At 64.6% G+C, this 19,486-nt stretch carries 16 protein-coding genes and 5 pseudogenes; 15 read left to right on the forward strand and 6 right to left on the reverse strand.

Annotation, left to right across the window (positions count from 1 at the left end; translation table 11 throughout):
• The first annotated feature begins 142 nt into the window (after positions 1–142).
• From IAI58_RS22185 to IAI58_RS22235, 11 genes and pseudogenes are all read left to right on the forward strand, one after another.
• A complete protein-coding gene (locus IAI58_RS22185; protein WP_272874886.1) occupies positions 143–1,360 on the forward strand; it encodes a 2-methylaconitate cis-trans isomerase PrpF family protein in 1,218 nt (405 codons plus the stop codon).
• Between the two features lie 26 nt (positions 1,361–1,386).
• Positions 1,387–2,370: a Bug family tripartite tricarboxylate transporter substrate binding protein gene (locus tag IAI58_RS22190; RefSeq protein WP_207450531.1), complete on the forward strand. Its 984-nt coding sequence runs from the start codon at positions 1,387–1,389 to the stop codon at positions 2,368–2,370.
• Between the two features lie 48 nt (positions 2,371–2,418).
• Entirely contained in the window at positions 2,419–3,174 is a 756-nt protein-coding gene (locus IAI58_RS22195) for an SDR family oxidoreductase (protein WP_207450529.1), read from the forward strand.
• A gap of 220 nt (positions 3,175–3,394) precedes the next feature.
• Positions 3,395–4,527, forward strand: a pseudogene (locus IAI58_RS22200) (IS110 family RNA-guided transposase).
• A gap of 653 nt (positions 4,528–5,180) precedes the next feature.
• Positions 5,181–5,939, forward strand: a complete 759-nt coding sequence (locus tag IAI58_RS22205; protein WP_207450527.1) for an enoyl-CoA hydratase/isomerase family protein — start codon at positions 5,181–5,183, stop codon at positions 5,937–5,939.
• Position 5,940: 1 nt separating this feature from the next.
• Positions 5,941–7,158 (forward strand): CaiB/BaiF CoA transferase family protein, encoded by a 1,218-nt coding sequence (locus IAI58_RS22210; protein ID WP_207450525.1) that lies wholly within the window; start codon positions 5,941–5,943, stop codon positions 7,156–7,158.
• A gap of 92 nt (positions 7,159–7,250) precedes the next feature.
• Positions 7,251–8,222, forward strand: a complete 972-nt coding sequence (locus IAI58_RS22215; protein ID WP_207450523.1) for a Bug family tripartite tricarboxylate transporter substrate binding protein — start codon at positions 7,251–7,253, stop codon at positions 8,220–8,222.
• A gap of 22 nt (positions 8,223–8,244) precedes the next feature.
• Positions 8,245–9,063: an acetoacetate decarboxylase family protein gene (locus tag IAI58_RS22220; protein WP_207450521.1), complete on the forward strand. Its 819-nt coding sequence runs from the start codon at positions 8,245–8,247 to the stop codon at positions 9,061–9,063.
• 38 nt (positions 9,064–9,101) lie between these two features.
• Entirely contained in the window at positions 9,102–10,070 is a 969-nt protein-coding gene (locus IAI58_RS22225; RefSeq protein ID WP_207450519.1) for a phosphotriesterase family protein, read from the forward strand.
• Positions 10,071–10,110: 40 nt separating this feature from the next.
• Positions 10,111–11,235 (forward strand): thiolase family protein, encoded by a 1,125-nt coding sequence (locus IAI58_RS22230; protein ID WP_207450517.1) that lies wholly within the window; start codon positions 10,111–10,113, stop codon positions 11,233–11,235.
• A gap of 1 nt (position 11,236) precedes the next feature.
• On the forward strand, positions 11,237–11,629 hold the full coding sequence (locus IAI58_RS22235; protein ID WP_207450515.1) for a Zn-ribbon domain-containing OB-fold protein: 393 nt from the start codon (positions 11,237–11,239) through the stop codon (positions 11,627–11,629).
• 40 nt (positions 11,630–11,669) lie between these two features.
• Here IAI58_RS22235 and IAI58_RS22240 read toward each other — a convergent pair whose 3' ends face one another.
• A complete protein-coding gene (locus IAI58_RS22240; protein ID WP_237182651.1) occupies positions 11,670–12,488 on the reverse strand; it encodes a GntR family transcriptional regulator in 819 nt (272 codons plus the stop codon).
• Between the two features lie 205 nt (positions 12,489–12,693).
• Between IAI58_RS22240 and IAI58_RS23190 the strand changes: the two are divergent.
• A pseudogene (locus IAI58_RS23190) lies at positions 12,694–12,845 on the forward strand (transposase); the annotation flags it as partial.
• Positions 12,846–13,010: 165 nt separating this feature from the next.
• Here IAI58_RS23190 and IAI58_RS22245 read toward each other — a convergent pair.
• Positions 13,011–13,463: pseudogene (locus tag IAI58_RS22245) on the reverse strand (IS5 family transposase); the annotation flags it as partial.
• 44 nt (positions 13,464–13,507) lie between these two features.
• On the opposite strand from IAI58_RS22245, the pseudogene IAI58_RS22250 reads away from it, so the two are divergent.
• A pseudogene (locus IAI58_RS22250) lies at positions 13,508–14,529 on the forward strand (IS110 family RNA-guided transposase).
• 359 nt (positions 14,530–14,888) lie between these two features.
• Here the strand turns inward: IAI58_RS22250 and IAI58_RS22255 are convergent.
• Positions 14,889–15,111, reverse strand: a pseudogene (locus IAI58_RS22255) (transposase); the annotation flags it as partial.
• Positions 15,112–15,328: 217 nt separating this feature from the next.
• Here IAI58_RS22255 and IAI58_RS22260 point away from each other — a divergent pair.
• The gene (locus IAI58_RS22260) at positions 15,329–15,919 is read left to right on the forward strand and encodes a hypothetical protein (RefSeq protein ID WP_207450504.1); all 591 of its coding nucleotides are present in this window, start codon (positions 15,329–15,331) and stop codon (positions 15,917–15,919) included.
• 395 nt (positions 15,920–16,314) lie between these two features.
• Here IAI58_RS22260 and IAI58_RS22265 read toward each other — a convergent pair whose 3' ends face one another.
• Positions 16,315–16,635, reverse strand: coding sequence for a transposase (locus IAI58_RS22265; protein WP_208776336.1), 321 nt, complete (start codon positions 16,633–16,635; stop codon positions 16,315–16,317).
• Positions 16,636–16,694: 59 nt separating this feature from the next.
• Between IAI58_RS22265 and IAI58_RS22270 the strand changes: the two genes are divergently transcribed.
• Positions 16,695–17,915, forward strand: coding sequence for an IS256 family transposase (locus IAI58_RS22270; RefSeq protein WP_207451421.1), 1,221 nt, complete (start codon positions 16,695–16,697; stop codon positions 17,913–17,915).
• 232 nt (positions 17,916–18,147) lie between these two features.
• Here IAI58_RS22270 and IAI58_RS22275 read toward each other — a convergent pair whose 3' ends face one another.
• Together IAI58_RS22275 and IAI58_RS22280 are read right to left on the reverse strand one after the other, a co-directional pair.
• Positions 18,148–18,555 carry a transposase gene (locus IAI58_RS22275; RefSeq protein ID WP_208776337.1) on the reverse strand — a complete coding sequence of 136 codons (408 nt, stop codon included), beginning with the start codon at positions 18,553–18,555 and terminating at the stop codon, positions 18,148–18,150.
• A 201-nt stretch (positions 18,556–18,756) separates the two neighbouring features.
• Positions 18,757–19,293 carry an NYN domain-containing protein gene (locus IAI58_RS22280; protein ID WP_207450502.1) on the reverse strand — a complete coding sequence of 179 codons (537 nt, stop codon included), beginning with the start codon at positions 19,291–19,293 and terminating at the stop codon, positions 18,757–18,759.
• Positions 19,294–19,486: the final 193 nt, after the last annotated feature.

Below are 19,486 nucleotides of genomic sequence, written 5' to 3' on the forward strand. Positions count from 1 at the left end.
AAAACGGGACAATAATTTCGATCAGCGCATTATACAAATGCAAGTGGGTGCCCTCATCGTCCCTGCGCGCAGACTCAATGGATTGAGAGACACAGCCTGCTGCAAATGGGGAGCAGATGCGATGACGCCAATGGACCAAGTGATGCCCCCTACGCGCCTTCCGCCGGCTTGGGCTGACGCCCCGCTACCCTGGCCAGGCGCCAGGCGGCGCGGCGACCAGGTTGGCATCCGGTGCGTCTTCATGCGCGCCGGCACCAGCCGCGGCGCCTTCCTGCGGGCCGAGGATCTGCCGACGGATCCTTCGCTGCGGGAAAAGGTGATTCTCGGCATCTATGGCAGTCCGGACCTCCGCCAGATCGACGGGCTCGGGGGCGCCACCTCGCTGACCAGTAAGGTCGCAATCATCGCCCGCCCAACACGCCCCGATGCCGATGTCGACTATACCTTCGGGCAGGTGCTGATCGACGAGGCGCGTGTCGATTTCCGCGGCAATTGCGGCAACATGTCGTCCGGCATCGCACCCTTCGCGATCGACGAGGGGCTGGTCTCGGCCACCGGGCCCTCCACCATCGTGCGCGTGCACATGACCAACACCGGCACGCTGCTGGTTGCCGAAGTGAGGGTTCGCGATGGCCTCAGCCTCGTCGCGGGCGAGGCGGAGATCGCAGGCGTGCCCGGCAACGGCGCGCCGATCCTGCTCGATTGGGGCGCAGTCGGCGGCACGCTCGGCAAGGGGCTGCTTCCCACGGGCCAGGTGCGTGAGGTGCTGGATACGGCGATCGGGCCGGTCTCCGCCTCGATCGTGGATGCGGGCAACGTCGCCTGCTTCATCGAACCCACCGCGGTCGGGCTGACGGGCCAGGAACTGCCGGGCGTCGTCATGGACCGCGCGCTGCTGGACCGGATCGAGGCGGTCCGCGGCGCTGCGGCGCAACGCCTCGGCTTTGTCGGGGACCAGCGGGCGGCCGCCACCCAGTCGCCGAACCTGCCGAAGCTCTACATGGTGGCGCCGCCACAGGACTACCAGGATGCCAGCGGCCGCCAGGTACGCGGCGAGGCCATCGACATGATCGGGCGCGGCATGAGCATCGGCTATCCACACCAGGCCTATGCTGCGACCATTTCCGTCTGCACCGTCACCGCGGCGCTGATCCCCGGCACCATCGTGCATGCGGTGGTGCGGCCAGCGGTGGGATCGGAGCGCCCGCTGTGCATTGGCCATCCGGCAGGTGTCATGGTGGTGCAGGGTCGCGTCGGCCTGCGCGATGGGCAGCCGGTGTTGGAACGCGCAGCAGTGATCCGCACTGCGCGTCGGATCATGGAGGGAACCGCCTATGTGGCACTGTCCCGCTTCGCCTGAAACAAGCTTTGGGAGGAACAAGCAAGATGATCTCGAGAAGGAGCTTGCTGGGCTGCGCGGCGGCGTTCGCCTCACCCGGCAGCGTCGCGCTGGCCCAGGCCATCGAGGCGGCTGAGGCGTTTCCCAGCCGTCCATTACGCCTGGTGATCCCGCTGCCGCCGGGCGGTGGCGCAGACCTGCTCGGCCGGCTAATGGCGAACAGCCTTGGCAAGGTGCTCGGCCAGGCGGTGGTCGTCGATAACCGGGCAGGCGCCGGCGGTACCATCGGCTCCCGCTACGTCGCACAAACACGCGCCGATGGCTATACGCTGCTGCTGGGCTACACCAGTTCGCACGGCATAAACCCGGCGCTGCTCAACGTGCCCTATGATGCGGTTGCCGACTTCACGCCGGTCTCCCTGCTGGCCACGGCGCCCAACGTCCTGGTCTGCAATCCGCAGTTCAGCCCGAACTCGGTCGCGGAGGTGGTGGAGCAGGCGAGGAAGCAGCCTGAAGGCGTGCGATATGCCTCGGCCGGCATCGGCAGTTCTCCGCACCTGTCAGGCGTGATGTTCGACCAGAAAGCCGGCACTCGCATGCTGCACGTGCCCTATCGCGGTAATGGGCCGGCCTTGCTGGCGGTGACGTCGGGTGAGGTAGAACTGACCTTCGCCAGCCTACCCTCGGCGCTATCGCTGCGGCAAAACGGCGAGGTGAAGGTGCTGGGTGTCACCAGCCCGGAACGCCACGCGCTTATGGCCGATGTACCACCTGTCGCCGACACGCTACCCGGCTTTGATACAGGACAGTGGTACGCCATCTACGCGCCGCCGAACCTGCCCCAGCCGCTACTAGGACGACTGAACCGCGCGACCAACGAGGCGCTAGGTGACCCTGCGATCGCCGCGCAGATCCAGGGCGAGGGTTTTGAAGTGCTAGGCAGCACGCCGGAGGAACTGCGACGCTACACGCAGAATGAGATCACCAAGTGGCGCCAGCTAGCGGCGGAAACCGGGCTGCGGCTTGACTAGGAACGCCTTGCCACGCGAGGCGCGAAGCAGAGAAAGCGAGGACACGACATGGAACTGGGACTGAAGGGCCGCCGCGCGGTTGTGACTGGCGCTAGCCAGGGCATCGGCCGCGCGGTGGCGCGTGCCCTGGCACTGGAAGGCGCGCAGGTCGCTGGCGTCGCACGCCGGGTGGAGGCCGTCGCCGCGCTGGCACAGAAGGTGCGCGCGGAGGGTGGCAGCGCCATCATCCCGATTGCCGCCGACCTGATGACACCGGGCGCGGCACTGGAGATCGCCGCTGCAGCGGAGAAGGCGCTGGGCGGCGTCGACATCCTGATCAACGCGGCCGGCGGCAGCCGCCCTCTAACCTTCGACGCGCCGCGCGAGGCCTGGGACGAGGGAATGGAGCTGAACTTCCACCGGCTGCGCGAGCTGACACATGCGCTGGTGCCCGGCATGCGCGCGCGTGGCTGGGGCCGCATCGTGAACTTCACCGGCACCTCTGAGCCGAAAATCATCAACGCGGCCTTCGCCGCCAAGGCAGCGGTGCATGTCTGGTCGAAGGGATTGTCACGCGACATCGCCGCCGATGGCGTGACCATCAACTGCCTACAGCCTGGCCGCATTCGAAGTGAGCAGATGGCGAAGCGCTATCCGACGCAGGAGGCGGAGCAGGCCTTCGCTGATGAGGAGATTCCGGCACGGCGCTTCGGAGAAGCGGAGGAGATCGCCGATCTAGCCGTGTTCTTGGCCTCGGCACGCGCTGCCTATGTCACAGGAACCGTCATCCCAGTGGACGGTGGCATGAGCCGCTTCGCCTTCTGACCCGGCCGAAGCCGCTGCCCATCATTCCATCTACCTGCAGTGCGCCGTCGGGTGCGGCAGCGCCTTGAGCTCGGCATCCGGGTGAGCCAACTGGCTGGCCGACGGAGCGCACCTAGACCAGATGTCCGTCTGAGGCGGGGTGGCCCGCCTCGAACTGTGCAGGAATGACGAGGGTTGCGCCGGATGGGCCGGCGCCTTGCCTCAGCACAGGAGACGGGCCGTGGGAGAGCATATCAGTTTTGTTGGTCTGGACGTGCACAAGGCGACGATTGCCGTATGTGTTGCGGAGGCCGGTCGGGATGGCGAGGTCCGGTTCGTGGGCGAGATCCCGAACGATCCCGTGGCACTCGACAGGCTGGCGGCTCGGCTCGGCCGGGGCGGCCGGGCATTGCGCTTCGTCTATGGTCGAAGGCACTGCCTTCGACGGCCCATGCGGCTACGTAGTGTACCGACACCTCCGGAGCCGCGGCCATGAATGCGTGGTGGTCGCGCCGAGCCTGATCCCACGTAGACCTGGCGATCGGATCAAGACCGACCGGCGGGACGCGGCGGCGCTCGCCCGCCTGCACCGGGCCGGCGAGTTGACGCCGGTCTGGGTACCGGACCCCGAGCATGAGGCCATGCGGGACCTGGTCAGGGCACGGGTGGACATGGTGGAGGCGCTCCGCAAGGCGCGGCAGCGGCTGATGGGGTTCCTGCTCCGGCACGGGCGGAGCTACGACGCCAAGCGCTGGACCTGGCCGCATCGCAAGTGGCTGATGGAGCAGACCTTCCCGCACCCTGCCCAGCAGGTCGCCTGCCAGGAATACCTCGATGCGGTGAACGAGCTCGAGGCCCGCATCGAGCGCCTCACCGGCCGCATTCGCGACCTCGTGCCCTGCTGGAGCATGGCGCCAGTGGTCGAGGCGCTGCAGGCCATGCGGGGCGTCTCTCTGATCGTCGCCTCGGCCCTGGTGGCCGAGGTCGGCGACTTCAGGCGGTTCGACAACCCGCGCCAGCTGATGGCCTATCTCGGCCTTGTACCCTCGGAGCACTCCCAGCGGGGCCAAGCGCCGGCAGGGCGCGATCACCAAAGCCGGCAGCCCGCTCGCGCGCCGCATGCTGGTCGAGGGCGCCTGGACCTACCGGCTGCCGGCCCGGGTGTCAGCGCAGATGAAGCCCCGCTTGGCCGGATTGTCGAGGGAGGTGCGCGAGACCGCGTGGAAAGGACAGGTGCGCCTCTGCGCCCGGTATCGGCGCCTCCAGGCCGCCGGCAAGCGGCCGCAGGTCGTCGTGACGGCGATCGCGCGCGAGATGGTCGGGTTTGCCTGGGCCATTGCTCGCATGGTGACGCCAACGGCCGTCGCAGCCTGAACCTCCCGGCCACCACAGCAGAGGAGAAAGCACCGAACAGACGAGACGCTTGGGCGAGGAGGTGGAGCGGTCAGGGGAACCCTCGAGAACACTACGGGGAGGCTTCGCACCGATCCCCGCCTCTAGACAGAGGCAGCCCCGCGACGACCATGGTCATGCGGTACCCAATCCGCGCATCAGAGCTGGATCAACCGTCGCTCGTCATCCGCCTCCTCACCCGAACGCCTCTGCATCAACAATAACGCCTGCACGGCGAACGATGACGTGTGCCCACCCCTTGAATGGACGGACATCAGAGCGTCTGGTCGTGAGACATCCTTGGCGTTCTCGACGATGATGCGGGCCTTCCCGATCTCCTGCCGCCCGGCCTGCCCGACAGGCTCGGTGCCGCGGAGCTTTCGCCGGGCGACGAGGCGCTCGGCGACAACCTGGTCCGGCGTCCGGCCCAGCAGGACCCGCTGTCGTCGGGCATTGTAGGCGGCATCATTGCCCTGTCCTCCGATAGCGAGTTCAGGCGACAGGCGCGTTCGTGCTGCGCGCCGCAGCGTCCCGTGTCAGCCACAAGGCCATTGACATTCTATAATGCCATTTATAGGATTTTTGTGACCACAGGGTCTTGTGGAGAGGAAACGCTCCTGATGTCTATCGACTTCGTGCTGGAGAACCATGTCGCCGTCATCACGATCAACCGGCCTGACCGGATGAACGCGATGGATACGGAGCACTATAAGGCACTCTCCGCCGCCTGGATCCGCGTCCGGGATGACCGGGATATCCGCGCCGCCGTCATCACAGGCGCCGGCGAGAAGTCCTTCTCCGCAGGCGCTGACCTGAAATCCCATGTGCAGCGCGAGATACCGGCCAGCGAGACATGGCTGACTCAGAAGGACCAGTTGCTCAATCGCGGTCTAGAAGTCTGGAAACCGGTCATCGCCGCAGTCAACGGCTACTGCCTGGGTGGCGGCATGACCCTACTCCTCGGCACCGATATCCGCGTCTGCGTGCCGCATGCGACCTTCTCCCTGGCGGAGGTGAAGCGCGGCCTGATTCCAGCGAATGGCGGTACCCAGCGCGTCGCCGCGCAATTGCCGCATGCCATCGCCATGGAACTGCTGCTGACCGGCGAGCGGATCGACGCGGAAACCGCCTTGCGCTGGGGCCTCGTCAACCGCATCGTCGAGCGTGAGGACTTGATGGATACCGCGCTTGGCTATGCGCGGCGGATCGCGGCCAATGCGCCGCTGGCCGTGCAAGCCTCGAAGGAACTCGCTATCCGCTCCCGGGACGTGGACATCAACACCGGCCTACGCATGGAGGTGATGACGACCCGTCTGCTGCGTGAGACGCAGGATGCCAGGGAAGGCGCCAGGGCCTTCGCCGAGAAACGCGAACCGGCCTTTAGGGGGGAATGACATGACGCTGCAGCGCCGGCCCCTCGAGGGCATCGTGGTTCTTGATCTCGGGCAGATTTACCAGGGACCTTATGCCACTTTCCTGATGGCGATGGCGGGGGCCAAGGTCATCAAGGTAGAACCGCCGACCGGCGAGTATCTGCGCGCCCGCGCGGATGTGGGCGGTGCCGCGATGCCCTTTTCCATGCTCAATTCTAACAAGGAGAGCGTGCTCGTCGACCTGAAAGTCCCGGCCGGCCGGGAGCTTTTCCTGGAAATGGTCCGCCGCGCCGACGTGGTCGTCGAGAATTTCGCGCCGGAGACAATGGAGCGGCTCGGCCTCGGCTGGAACGTGCTACACGCGGCCAATCCGAGGCTCATCTATGCCTTTGGTTCGGGCTATGGCCGCTCAGGCCCCTATGCCTCCTACCCGGCGATGGACCTGACCATCCAGGCGATGGCTGGCATCATGAGCATTACCGGCTTCCCCGAACGCGAGCCGGTGAAGTCGGGACCAGCGCTCTGCGATTTCTTCGGCGGCATCCACCTTTATGCCGGAGTGGTCACAGCGCTCTATGAGCGCGCCACAACCGGCATCGGTCGTTCGGTCGATGTCTCGTTGCAGGATGCGGTCTATCCCTCACTAGCCTCCAATCTTTCGCTCTGGTACTCGTCGGGCGGCGCCGCCCCGCCGCGCACGGGCAACAAGCACGGTGGCTTGGCGGCATCGCCCTACAACGTCTATCCGACCTCGGATGGCAACATCGCCATTATCTGCGTGGGACAGCGGCAGTGGGGCTGGATCACCGAGGCGATGGGCCGGCCCGACCTGAAGGACGATCCCCGCTTCCACGACCTTCGAGCGCGGTGCCAGAACATGGACGAACTCGATGCGATCATCGGTGAATGGACGCGAGGCTACGACAAGGAAACGCTCTTCGCGCACCTGCTGCATCACCGCGTGCCCGCCGCCCCGGTGCGGAACCTGGACGAGGTTGTGTCCGACCCGAATATGCATGCCCGTGGCATGTTAACCTGGGTGGACCACCCCGAATATGGCCGGCTTGTGCTGCCGAACAGCCCGATCCGCTATAGCGGGCTGGAGCCGCTGGCCCTGCGCCCCAGCCCCCGTCTCGACGAGAACGGCCAGCAGGTGCTGGGCGACTGGCTGGGGCTAACGGAGGCAGAAATCGCGGAACTGCGCCAGCAGGGCGCGGTCGGCGCGGCGCCAACCGCATAGAGCTGGCACGCGGTCACAATGCCCATGCAGAACCTGGCAGGCCACGAATCTGCGAGCCTTGCCGAATATCAATACAGAACCGGGAGGGTATAATGGATCGTCGGAGTTTGCTGGCCGGCATGGCCGCCGGCCTACTGTCCAGGCCGGCGCTGGCGCAGGCCAATTGGCCTAACCGTCCAGTCCGCATCATCGTCCCTTATGGGCCGGGGAGCACACCCGACACTTTCATGCGCCTGCTACAGCCGCGATGGCAGGAGAAGTTCGGTCAGCCTCTGGTAATCGAGAACCGGGCAGGCGCCGGTGGCAATATCGGCGCCCAGGCCATCGCGACGGCGCGACCGGACGGCTACACCATCGGTGTAGTGCCTGTCGGTGTGATGACCTTCAACCAGTTTCTTTACACCAGCCTGCCCTACAACGCGGCGAGGGACCTGGACCCGATTTCCGTCATCTACGAACTGCCGAACATTTTTGTTGTGCGGTCTGACATTCCAGCGACGACTGTCGCGCAGTTCGCCGACTGGGGGAAGAAGCGACCGCAGGGCGTCTCCTGCGCGAGCAACGGCCCGGGCAATTCGTCGCACCTGTTCTGCGCCCTGCTCGCCAACCGGACGAACCTGCGCGCCATCGATGTTCCGTTCAAGGGCGGCGCGTCCGAAGCGCTGCCAGCCATGCTCCGTGGTGACGTGGACTTCTCGATCGAGGTGATCTCTAGCTACCTTGGTGCCGTACGAGAAGGCCAACTACGTGCCCTGGCCGTGACGGGCGCGGAACGCTGGCCGACGCTGCCGGACGTGCCCACGATGGCTGAGTTAGGTTTCGCCGGCTTCAACCCGCCGCTGGTCTGGGTTGCCCTTGTCGCGCCACGGGGCACGCCGCCGGAAGTTACGGCTGCCATCGCGGCGTTCCAAAAAGAAGCCACTGCGGATGCCGGGCTGCAGGAGCGCTTTATGCTCGCCGGCGCCCGCATTCGGAGCAGCACCCCGCAGGACCTCGCTGCCCGCATTCAGCGCGAGCAGCCCGGCTGGCGGGAGTTGATCGAGATCAGCGGCGCCAAGCTCTAGCCAATCTAGGAGGTCACCAGTGATGCAGCGCTACACGGCGGGTGACCGCTACCGGATGCCCTTCGGATTCGGCCCCAGCCCGGGGCCGCGGCAATCCCAGGACGGCCGGCCGTTTGACTGGTCATCGTCACGGCGCCTCGTCACGAGTATCTCGTTCCTGTCTGATGCCGAGGCGATCCAGGCGCTGCTGCCGCTGGGCTTCCTGGTGCACGGCGAGCCAGTCGTCACGGTGGAACTCACCCGGCTAACCAACCTCGCCTGGTTGGCGGGGCGTGGTTACAGCATGATCGGCGTGAAATTCCCGGCGTACTACCGGGGCCGGAAGGAGGAAGTCAGAGGGCCCTTTCTTGCCGTTCTCTGGGAAAACCTGGCCGATCCCATCATCACGGGCCGCGAAGAACTCGGCTTCGCGAAGCTCTATTGCGAAATCCCGGAGACCCGCACGCTCGGCAATGAGCAGATCTCGACTGCAGGCTGGTGCGGGCACAGCTTCATAGAACTCCGCATCTCCGGCCTCACCGAGGCACCGCCCCCGCCCGCCGCGGTCGAGACCCCGGACGGCACGCTGCACTACAAGTACATTCCTGCGACGGATGGCAGCGGCCGCGCCGATGCCGCACAGGCGGTCATTAGCCCGCTCAAGCCCGGCGCGCTGAAGACCGAGCAACGTTGGACCGGGCAAGGCGAGGTGCGCTTCCTGCGATCAACTTGGGAACAGTTGCCGACCTTTTTCCACGTGGTGAACGCGTTATGCGACCTGCCGATGCTGGGTGCCCGCGGCGCCTCGCTCACCAGTGCTTCCGGCGGCACGGATCTAAGCGAACAACGGCCAATCATCTGACCGCAACAGCGAAACACACCGGAACGGGAGGCCTTGCAATGCCCTATGTCGAAACCATCCACGGGAGGGTCGATTCGAATGATCTTGGCCTAACCCTGATGCACGAGCATATCTTCACCCAGAACAAGGAGATGCAGGAGAACTATCCGAATCCAGAATGGGATGAGGCGCAACTCATCGCGGTTGCCCGGGACGGGCTGCGGCGGCTGCGCACGCTTGGGATCGGCACGCTTGTCGACCTCACCTGCTTCGGGCTAGGCCGGGACGTGCCACTTCTGCAGCGGGTGTGCGAGGGTATCGACATCCATGTCGTTGTGGCAACAGGGTTCTACTTCTTTAATGAGCTTCCTAAGTATTTCCACCTGCATGGCCCGGGTATGCGCGTGGACATACCGGACCCCATTCCTGCCATGATGATCCGCGACATCCAGAACGGCATCGCCGAAACCGGTGTTAGGGCTGGCATCATCAAGATCGGCTCGGATTCGCCGGGCATGACGCCAGATGTGCAGCGTATCTTCAAGGCGGCGGTCCGCGCGCAACAGGAGACCGGCGTCACCATCTCGACCCATTCGAACGCGAAGATGAAAGGTGGTCTCGACCAGGTCGCTCTCCTCAAGGATTCGGGCGCCGATCTCAGCCGGGTCATCATCGGCCATTGCGGTGACACGACCGATCTCGACTACCTCAAAGCCTTGCTGGATAGCGGTGTACAGATCGGCATGGACCGCTTCGGGTTGAACAGCTTCCTGTCCACGGAACTGCGCATCGACACCATCGTCAAGCTCTGCGGGCTCGGCTATGCCGGGCAGATGACGCTCTCGCAGGATGCCGGATTCTGGAGCTGCACGACTGAGCCGAGTGTCCGCGCCCGCGTCAACCCGGAATGGACACATTTCCTGATCTGCGAATTCGTGCTGCCAGAGCTTTCACGTCGCGGCGTGCCACAGGAGCACATCGACACGATGATGCTCCACAATCCCTCCCGCCTGCTTGGCCGGTCCTGACCCGGGCCGTCACCGGGTCCCCTGCACAACGGAGACGCATATGCGCGGTTCCTGCGTCATCGCCGGTATCGGTGCCACGGCGTTCGGTAAGCTGCCCGGCCGTTCCACCCTCTCGCTCAATGTCGAGGCCTGCCGCCGCGCGCTGGAGGATGCACGCGTGCCGAAAGACGCCGTGGACGCGGTCTTCGTCAAGACGCCGACCTCCACCCGCGAACTGCTCTATGGCCAGAAGTTAGCAGAGGCGCTCGGTCTCCAGCCGCGCATGGGCTTTGCGCTCGACCAGGGAGGCGCCGCCAACCTCTCGCTGATCGCCATTGCGACTATGGCGATCGAGGCCGGCCAGTGCGAGGTCGTGCTGGTTTGCTACGCTGACAATCCGCGCAGCGGCAGCCGCGCGGTCTATGCCCGTCCGCGTGGGGACGACGCGGTGTTCGGCTGGTTCTCAACCGCCGCCGGCTACGCCATGATCCAGCGTCGCTTCATGGCCGATCACGGTGTGCCGGAGGAAGCCTTTGGCGAGGTTGCCGTGGCCTGCCGCGCACATGGCGCGGCAAACCCGGCCGCGCAACTCCGTAAGCCGCTCTCGCTCGACGAATATATGGCCGCGCCGCCGATGATCGCGCCGATGCGGCGGGAAGATGTCTGCCTTGTCTCGGATGGTGGCGCGGCAGTGCTGGTGATGTCCGCGGCGCGGGCACGACAGTTGGGCGTGCCCGCGCCTGTGCCGATCCTGGGCTTCGGCTTCGGCCAGACCAGCTGGGAGGTGCCGCTGCGGCCGGACCTGTCCTCTACGGAGGCTAAGCGCTCGGCGGCCACCGCCTTCGCAATGGCCGGTATCACTCCGAAGGATGTGCAGGTAGCGCAGATCTATGACTGCTTCACCGTCACTGTGCTGATGACACTGGAGGATTATGGATTGTGCGAGCCGGGCGGCAGCCATGCCTTCGTGCGTGACGGGCGCATCCGCATCGGCGGCAGCCTGCCCATCAACACTGCCGGGGGCCTGCTGTCCGAAACCGGCATGCCCGGCCTGCAACTGGTGCAGGAGGCAGTGCGGCAGGTGCGCGGTACGGCAGTGCTGCAGGTGCCCGCCGTCCGCCATGCCCTGGTAACCAACCAGGGCGGCACCATGCACAGCCATGGCACCTTGATTCTGGGAGGCTAAGATGGATCTGCCCCTACCTGAAGTCACCGAGCTGAATCGTCCCTATTGGGATGGCCTCACGCGCGGCGTGCTACATGCGCAGCGCTGCAATTCCTGCGGCAACGCCTGGCTGCCGGCCCGGCATGAGTGCCCGCGCTGCCTCAGCGCCGATGCGGTCTGGGAGGCGGTGGACGGCGGCGGCCATGTCGTGAGTTGGGTGGTCTATCACGTCGCTTACCATGACGCGTTCCGCGACCGCCTACCCTACAACGTCGCAGTCGTGGAGCTCGACGAGGGGGTGCGGCTTATCACCAATATCGTAGCACCAGAGGCAGCACTCTCCATCGGCCTGCGCGTCCATCTGCGGTTGGAGGAAGATTTCGGGCTTTGTCTGCCACGCTTCGTACCGGCGTGAGATGCCGCCGCTGCGCGGCGGGGTCGGCGCTCCGACACGGTCAGGAGGATGCCTTTTTGGCAGGCTTCTGGCTTGGGGTTGGAATCAGACCAGGTTCGGTCGTCACATAGAAGTCCTGTACGTCGCGTTTAATCTCGAGCACAAACATATCAGCACGATAGTGGTGAATCCCGGCGAACGCGATCTGCCCGGTGCTATCCTTCCACCACTTCAAAATCTTTACCACCACGTTCGACACCGCAAAGTCGGATGAATTGGCGCTCAGGTACTGGTCCAACTCGCCCATGCGCGGGACGATAGTCACTTCCTGCTCGACGTTCACCAGATTGATGCTTCCGTCGTTGCGGAGCAGGAGGCCGATCTTCGAACTGGCCTCCGCTCCCTTGGGAAAACGGTCAAAGGCTTCCTTGATCACGTAGATGTCGATCAGGGCAAATGGCGTCTTCTTGTAGAAGTGGATCTTCTTGACCCGCACATACTCCGCCTGCGGCAAACCAGGACGCATTAATTCCTGGGGAAGCGAGACGGGCTGCTCGACCTGCAGGATCCGGATTGTCTGGTCGGGGCCGAGTTCGAGTGGATCGTTGATGGCCTGCCGCAGCGGCCTATTGTGCTGGACTGGCACAATGCCTTTCGTGACGGTCGTGCCTCTCCCGCGCTTGCTTTCGATTAGGCCCTCAGCCGCTAGGATGCGGAGTGCCTGCCGGATAGTGATCGTGCCAACGCCATAGAGTTCGCAGAGCTTCGGGATCGGCGGCAGAATGCTGCCCACCGCCCATTCACCACTGAGGATGCGGGAGCGCAGCAGGCTCGCGACGCGCGTATACAGGGTAATCCCCGGTGTCTGCTCAGTATTCATCACGCAACAATTTGGTTCCGTTCCCGGTGCGGCGGTGAGAGTTCGCGGGCGGTATCGTATGCTCTGCGTTCAAGGCAAGGCGCAACTATTATACCATAGGTAACACGGCGGATCGCAGCGGGATGCGTGCCGCAGCCTCACACCAGCCAGAGCAGCGGTCTGACCTAGCCTGCCGCCCTAGAACTCCACATCAGATCAACCACGCAAGCACAGATGGGTCATCGAGCGTACATTCGCATAGGTCAACCGCTTCCGCCGCCTGGCCATCCGCTACGAGTGCAGGCTCACATACACCATGCCCTCACCGCGCTAGCCTGCTCCCTCATCTGCCTCAACGCGCTTCAGAAGCGGTTTTGAAAGGCGCGGTGAACCTCACTTGGCGACCTCTCGGCTGGCAACTCCGGTTTCTTTGTACGATAATCTCACATCCCATGCCGGACGCACGGGAGGGCGGCTGTTGCCGCAAAGCGGCCCCTGGTCGTCTAGTCACCTACGGTCCGCTTGCCTAGGTAGGGGACTTCTTCAGATCCACTCTGTGACGGCGGCGATCAGCGCGAGTGCGGCCAGGTAGTTCTGGGCTAGGCGGTCGTAGCGGGTGGCGACGCGCCGCCAGTCCTTGAGGCGGCAGAACAGGCGCTCGATCTGGTTGCGGCGCCGGTAGGCGCGCTGGTCGAGAGGGTAAGGTCTGGTGCGGGCCGCGGTGGAAGGAATGACGGCCTTGATGCGGCGCGCCTTGAGCCACCGGCGCAGGCTCTCCGCGTCATAGGCTTTGTCGGCGATCAGCCGCTTGGGTGCGGCCACCGCCTCGAGCAGTGGCACGGCCAGGCTGATATCGGCGGTGTTGCCCGGCGTCAGTGCGAAGGCGACCGGTCGGCCATGATCATCGGCGCGGCAATGGATTTTCGAGGTGCGGCCGCCGCGCGAGCGGCCGCCCGCCTGCGCGGCTTCGCCCCCTTTATGGAATGGCCCGCCCCTCTTTCGCGTAGCCTGCCTGGGGCAACCGGAAAGGGAGGCGGAACATGGACGTTCAGGTTCTCGGGATCGACCTCGGCAAGAACAGCTGCAGCCTGGTAGGGCTGGATGCGTCTGGCCGTGTGGTCGTGCGGCGGCGCATGCGCCGGGAGAGCATCGCGGCCTTTGCGGCCAAGGCGCCGGGCTGCATCGTAGCGATGGAGGCGTGCTGCGGAGCGCACCACCTGGGCCGGCAACTGGCAGGCCAGGGTCACGAGGTGCGCCTGATGTCGCCGGAATACGTGCGGCCCTACGTCAAGGCGCAGAAGAACGACGACCGGGATGCCGAGGCGATCGCTGAGGCTGCGACCCGGCCGACGATGCGGTTCGTCGCGCTCAAGAGCCAGGAGCAACTCGACGTGCAGATCCTGCACCGGGCGCGCGATCGCCTGGTGGGACAGCGCACCGCGCTGATGAACCAGATGCGCAGCATCCTGCTCGAGCGCGGCATCACCGTCGCGCGGGGGGTTCGCAAGCTCAGGGACGCCCTGGCGGACGTCCTCGCGGAGGAGGTTCCGTTCGTGAGCGCCAGGGTGGGGTAGCTGCTGGAGGACATGGCGGAGCAGCGGCTCGACGAGCGCATCGCCTCGCCGACGAGGAGTTCGCCGGGATGGCCCGCAACGATCCCGCGGCCCGGCGCCTGGCGACGATCCCGGGTATCGGCGTGCTGAACGCGACGGCGTTGGTGGCCGCCATCGGCAGTGGCGAGACCTTCGGGCGCGGTCGTGACCTCGCGGCCTGGCTCGGCCTCGTGCCGCGGCAGGCGACCACCGGCGGCAGGCCGAAGCTGCTCGGCATCACCAAGCGCGGCAGCAAATACCTGCGCAAGCTTCTGATCCAGGGAGCACGATCGGCCCTGCCATCGCTGTCCCGCACCACCACCCCGCTGGGCGGCTGGCTGCGAGGCCTCCTCGCCCGCGCCCACGGCAACACGGTCGTGGTTGCCCTCGCGGCCAAGCTGGCGCGCATCGCCTGGGCCCTGCTGCGGAACAGGTCGGAGTTCGCCGCCATGCGGCCTGCCGTAGTGTAGAGCCAAGATCGGCCCATGGCGCGCACCCGGCGTCAGGGGCTGTAGGAGGTCTGCGGGTGGTGGACGTGAGATGGCCTGACAGTTGACCGGTGTCCCACAATCCTATGGCGCAAAATGGCACCTGATGCCGGCCCCTTTATGAGGCCTGGGACGCGCGGATCTCCATCTTGGCCAGGGCTCGGCCCTGAGACCGGATAGGTTGATGCAGACTGCCTGCGCCAGATCTCAGAAACCGCTTGCCGACGGGGCGGGCCATACGTTTCCACCCACGGCCGAGCAGTGCGCCTTTATGTGAGAGGCATCCAGGCTGAGTTCCTGGGGCACGCCACCGGAGGCGGCCATCCTGGCGAACAGGCGCTGCCACAGACCACGTCCGGACCATCTGTTGAAGCGATTGGAGATGGTGGTTGGCGGACCCTAGGCCGCAGGCACATCGCGCCAGCGGCAGCCGGTCTTGAGCACGTGCAGGATGCCGCTGATCACCCGCCGGTCATCCACCCGCGGCTTGCCTGGCCCGCCGCGCGGCAGGTGCGGCTCGATGGCGGCCCAAGCCTCATCCGACAGCCAGAACAACCGCGCCATCGCAGCCTCCTGAACCCTTCAAACCCGTTCAGGAGGTAGAAACACCAGCAGCGCCAATAAGTTGTATGGGTCCCTTTCTAACCAAATCGACGCTGGAGCGCCAATAAAATGCTTGCTTGCTGGGGAAAATACTCCTGGAGAGCCAGTCTCCTTTGGTGGTAATCATTACCAATTCGAACCATAGGCCTGCAGCAAGAAAATTTGTGATAGGTAGCAGATGGCGAAGAAATTTCCGCACCTGGATAAAGTCCATAATCTTTTCGCCAGCGCCAGTGCGAGCGGATTCATCGCTGTTTTGACGCTCAAAGAGGGTGAGCTCACACTTGAAAAAGGATGCATGGCATTGTTGTGCATACTTTTACGGATAAAATTTTGGATTGATGACAGTGAATACTTCTCATCGATAGCTGAAGGAAAATACCCATCTAATAAAGGGTTCCTTATTGGAATTTGTGTTGCGATGCTCTCATGGATTCCATGGGCGGGCGCTGCTGCTTTTATACAAGACCCAAGAGCGACGGCATTCATGATGATGATAGTATTTATACTATCGCTCATATGGGTGATTGTTACCTGGATCGATGGCAGGCCATATGCTGAGCAAGTCGCATGGGCCTTTCTCAGCCCCATATATGCAGGATGCTTCTTTATTATATGGAAGAGTCAAGAAATCGAAATGCCTCTTGCTGTTTACAATGAATTGATTCCATTTGCGGCGATGGCAATAATATTAAACGTATTCTTATTTGATATGATTGCCTCTAAAACGATCATCAAATTAGCCAGGACGGATGATCGTGCTGATTAAAAATTAAGGACAAAACCGACGGAACTGCCGCAGACAGAGGGACACCTCGAAGTACCCGCTGCTGCACAGCCTTCACGCGCAGGATGGTCGCTTCAGGCCGTGACGCGCCCCTGCTGATGGGGGTGGACGATTGGCCCCCTCGAATTACCGGCCGCTGCGCCGCCCGGCGAGCAGGATCGTCGCCTCAGGCTGTGACGTGCCCCTGCTGACGTGCCCGGGTCACCGGCTTTGGACGGCAGGTATCGCTCTTCCTGGGAACTGTGGGGTTATGCGGGCGCAGTTCGGGTGCTGAGCCACGCCAAGCGTGTGAAATTGTAGGCCAGATTGGCCATGCCGATCTTTACCTGTGCCCGAGCGATGCCGATGGTGCGCACGAACAGCCTCATACGGTACTTCTAGGCGGCGAAGACATGCTCGATGGCTGATCGGATCCGTGCACGTGTGGCATTGGCTTTCGCCTGCTGCTCGGAGAGCTGGCGTCGCGGTGGCCTGCGGAACTGAATGCGCTCGGCCAAGCCACGCCGCTCCAGCACTTCCAGATTGCGCTTGGTGCGGTAGGCGGTGTCGGCCCAGACGCGGCTGGCGGTGTTCCCTGGGTCGAGCAGGCCAGCAAAGCTGCGGCTGTCATGCTGAGCGGCATCGGTGACCGCCCAGCGGCGGATCAGCCCGTGCCGCCGGTCGATGCCGATATGGCTCTTGTATCCGAAGATGGGCACCGGGGACTGTCAGGAATTTCGTGTGTGGCGGGGCATAGTAGGGAAGAAGGAGACCCCCTATGGCCCGACGGAAAGAGCCGCGGATCCCGGATGCGATCCTGGACCAGTTGCTGGCCGGTGCGGACGCCAGAACGGCCTTCGAGCAGGGCGGCCTGCTGGATGAGCTGAAGAAGGCGTTCACCGAGCGGGCGCTGAACGCCGAGATGGACCACCACTTGGCCGGAGAGGGTGGTGAAGGCAACAGCCGCAACGGCTATGGCCGGAAGTCGGTGGTCACTGACAGTGGCAAGCTGGCGCTGGAGATCCCACGCGACCGGCAGGCGAGCTTCGATCCGCAGCTGATCGCCAAGTACCAGCGGCGCTTCCCTGGCTTCGATGACAAGGTCATCTCGATGTACGCCCGCGGCATGAGCGCGCGGGAGATCGTGGGCCACCTGCGCGAACTCTACGGCATCGAGGTCTCGCCCGACCTGATCAGCGCTGTCACGGATGCCGTGCTCGACGAGATCAGCGCCTGGCAGAACCGGCCGCTGGAGCCCGTCTACCCGGTGGTGTTCTTCGATGCCCTGCGGGTGAAGATCCGGGATGAGGGCCTTGTCCGCAACAAGGCGGTGCACATCGCGCTGGGCGTCCGGGCCGACGGTGGCAAGGAGATCCTGGGCCTGTGGCTGGAGCAGAATGAGGGTGCGAAGTTCTGGCTGCGGGTGATGAACGAGCTGCGCGGCCGCGGTGTCGAGGACCTGCTGCTGGCGGTGGTAGACGGGCTGAAGGGCTTCCCTGAGGCCATCCTGGCAGTGTTCCCGGAGGCCGTGGTGCAGACTTGCATTGTTCACCTCCTGCGCCAGAGCCTGGACTTCGTCGCCTACAAGGACCGCAAGCCCGTGGCCGCGGCGCTGAAGGCGATCTACCAGGCCGTGGATGCCGCCGCCGCCGAAGCGGCCCTGACTGCCTTTGAAGCAGAATTCTGGGGCCAGAAATATCCCGCCATTGGCCAGAGCTGGCGCCGCGCCTGGACCGAGGTCGTGCCGTTCTACGCATTCAGCGTCGAAATCAGACGGTTCCTCTACACCACCAATGCCATTGAGGCGCTGAACGCGAAGCTGCGCCGTGCAGTTCGAAGCCGAGGGCACTTCCCCACGGATGAGGCCGCCCTGAAGCTGCTGTTTCTGGTCTTGCACCGGGCGGAGAAGGAGTGGACCATGCCGCCGCGGGAATGGTCCATGGCTAAGGCGCAGTTCGCCGTTCTGTTCGGCGAGCGCTTCACTCGCGCCATGGCCTGAGCATGTTCAACCGCTCCGCCGCACACGAAATTCCTGACAGTCCCTGGGCACCGCGATCCGGATGGCCTGGCGCTGATGGCTTCTGACTTGGGCTTGGCCCTGCCGCGCTTCAGCGTCCAGCGGGCATCCCGGTCCTTCTGCTCCCACTTGGCTCGGGACCAGCCCGCCGGTGTGCTGCCCTCTCGGACAATGGTCTTCTCCTCGATGGTGAGCTTCTGGCGCGGTGCCGCGATCAGGGTGGCATCGATGATCTGCCCACCCATGGCGAGAAATCCCTTGGCCGCCCACACATCATCGAAGCAGCGGAACAGCCCCCCATGGTAGCGGCCTGCTTGAGCTGTTCGCGATAGGCCCCGAGGCCCGCAAAGCGCATGAAGGACAGCCGGTCGCGCAGTCGGAACTCCGCCTGCTCATCGGAGAAGCTGTAGAGTTCTTGCAGCACCAGGATGCGGAACATCAGCACCGCATCATTGGGTGGGCGTCCGCCGCGGCCGCAATCTGACCGCTTCAGCGCCGCATCCAACACCGGGCAGAAGATCTCGAAGTCGACCACAGCCGAAAGGCGCTCCAGCGGGTCGCCGGCGGCAGAGAGCGCTGCATACCGCTCATCGACATCGAAGAAGCCGGGCTGAGCCGCCATGATCGCCGCCTCCGCTACCGAGGCCATTGAATCAGCTTCGCGCCTCAGCCGCGAGGTTTTTCGAAGTGTTCGACCGCTTTGAAGCGTCAGGGGAGGAGCGGGCCCCTCCCCTGCCCTGCACAGCCTGTCCACCTGGTGATCCACAGCTCTGTCCCCGCAATCTGGGGACAAGTTCCTGGCCAGTCTGGCAGCAGCCGCTCCTCAGCGCAGCGCCAGATCCTCCAGGTCATCGTCGAGCGGGTAGAAGCGGCTGGCCACGGCCTGCAGTTCACGGCTGGCATGCGCCCAGTAGAGCAGCGTCACCTCGAAGCCGTCCTGCACCAGTTGCCGCACCATCGGCTCGTAGTCGCCGTCGCCGGCCACCAGGGTGATGCGGTCCCTGCCCGGCTGCCCCATCCGGTAGGCGTCACGGCAGATGCGGGTGACCAGGCCGGTGTCGACCCGCTTCTCCTTACCGCTGATGCTCCGCTCCACCACCTGCACCGCAAAGCCGGCCGCCTCGGCATGGCGCCACAGCCCCTCATTGCCATCAGTGATCGAGCCGAACACGACGGCCTGCACCGGATCCTCCAACTCGCGCAGCAGCGCCATCAGGCGATGGAAGTCGATGCGATAGCTGAAGTCGGGACGACTCTGCTGGTTTACCTCGGCCAAGCTGCGGGCCCAGCCTCGCGCCACTGCACTGACCTTCTGCGCCTCGATGAACAGGTTGCTGCAGTCGACATAGGCCAGGTGCACAGAGACGCCTTGCTGCGGTGGTTGGATGGGCCTCCTGGCGAGACTAGCCCGGCGGTTCGGTGACGAGAACAGATGTGGGCTCTTGCCGCGCAGCAAGCCGGAGGGTTGCAGTATGTGGACATTCCGAGGCCCCCGCCCTCCTCCTCCCCTCAGTGCCACTGGGTATCCGGCCGAACTCCGGCCTGGGGTTGCA

Origin of the sequence: Roseomonas marmotae, from assembly GCF_017654485.1 — a bacterium.
GTDB lineage: Bacteria > Pseudomonadota > Alphaproteobacteria > Acetobacterales > Acetobacteraceae > Pseudoroseomonas > Pseudoroseomonas marmotae.

Excerpts from the sequence above, each read along its gene's own strand:
- IAI58_RS22270 (WP_207451421.1), top strand. The coding sequence starts at position 16,695 with ATGGCCCGACGGAAAGAGCCGCGGATCCCGGATGCGATCCTGGACCAG.
- IAI58_RS22190 (WP_207450531.1), top strand. The coding sequence starts at position 1,387 with ATGATCTCGAGAAGGAGCTTGCTGGGCTGCGCGGCGGCGTTCGCCTCA.
- IAI58_RS22240 (WP_237182651.1), bottom strand. The coding sequence starts at position 12,488 with ATGAATACTGAGCAGACACCGGGGATTACCCTGTATACGCGCGTCGCG.
- IAI58_RS22225 (WP_207450519.1), top strand. The coding sequence starts at position 9,102 with ATGCCCTATGTCGAAACCATCCACGGGAGGGTCGATTCGAATGATCTT.
- IAI58_RS22215 (WP_207450523.1), top strand. The coding sequence starts at position 7,251 with ATGGATCGTCGGAGTTTGCTGGCCGGCATGGCCGCCGGCCTACTGTCC.
- IAI58_RS22235 (WP_207450515.1), top strand. The coding sequence starts at position 11,237 with ATGGATCTGCCCCTACCTGAAGTCACCGAGCTGAATCGTCCCTATTGG.
- IAI58_RS22230 (WP_207450517.1), top strand. The coding sequence starts at position 10,111 with ATGCGCGGTTCCTGCGTCATCGCCGGTATCGGTGCCACGGCGTTCGGT.
- IAI58_RS22210 (WP_207450525.1), top strand. The coding sequence starts at position 5,941 with ATGACGCTGCAGCGCCGGCCCCTCGAGGGCATCGTGGTTCTTGATCTC.
- IAI58_RS22185 (WP_272874886.1), top strand. The coding sequence starts at position 143 with ATGCCCCCTACGCGCCTTCCGCCGGCTTGGGCTGACGCCCCGCTACCC.
- IAI58_RS22260 (WP_207450504.1), top strand. The coding sequence starts at position 15,329 with ATGGCGAAGAAATTTCCGCACCTGGATAAAGTCCATAATCTTTTCGCC.
- IAI58_RS22220 (WP_207450521.1), top strand. The coding sequence starts at position 8,245 with ATGCAGCGCTACACGGCGGGTGACCGCTACCGGATGCCCTTCGGATTC.
- IAI58_RS22275 (WP_208776337.1), bottom strand. The coding sequence starts at position 18,555 with ATGGCGGCTCAGCCCGGCTTCTTCGATGTCGATGAGCGGTATGCAGCG.
- IAI58_RS22195 (WP_207450529.1), top strand. The coding sequence starts at position 2,419 with ATGGAACTGGGACTGAAGGGCCGCCGCGCGGTTGTGACTGGCGCTAGC.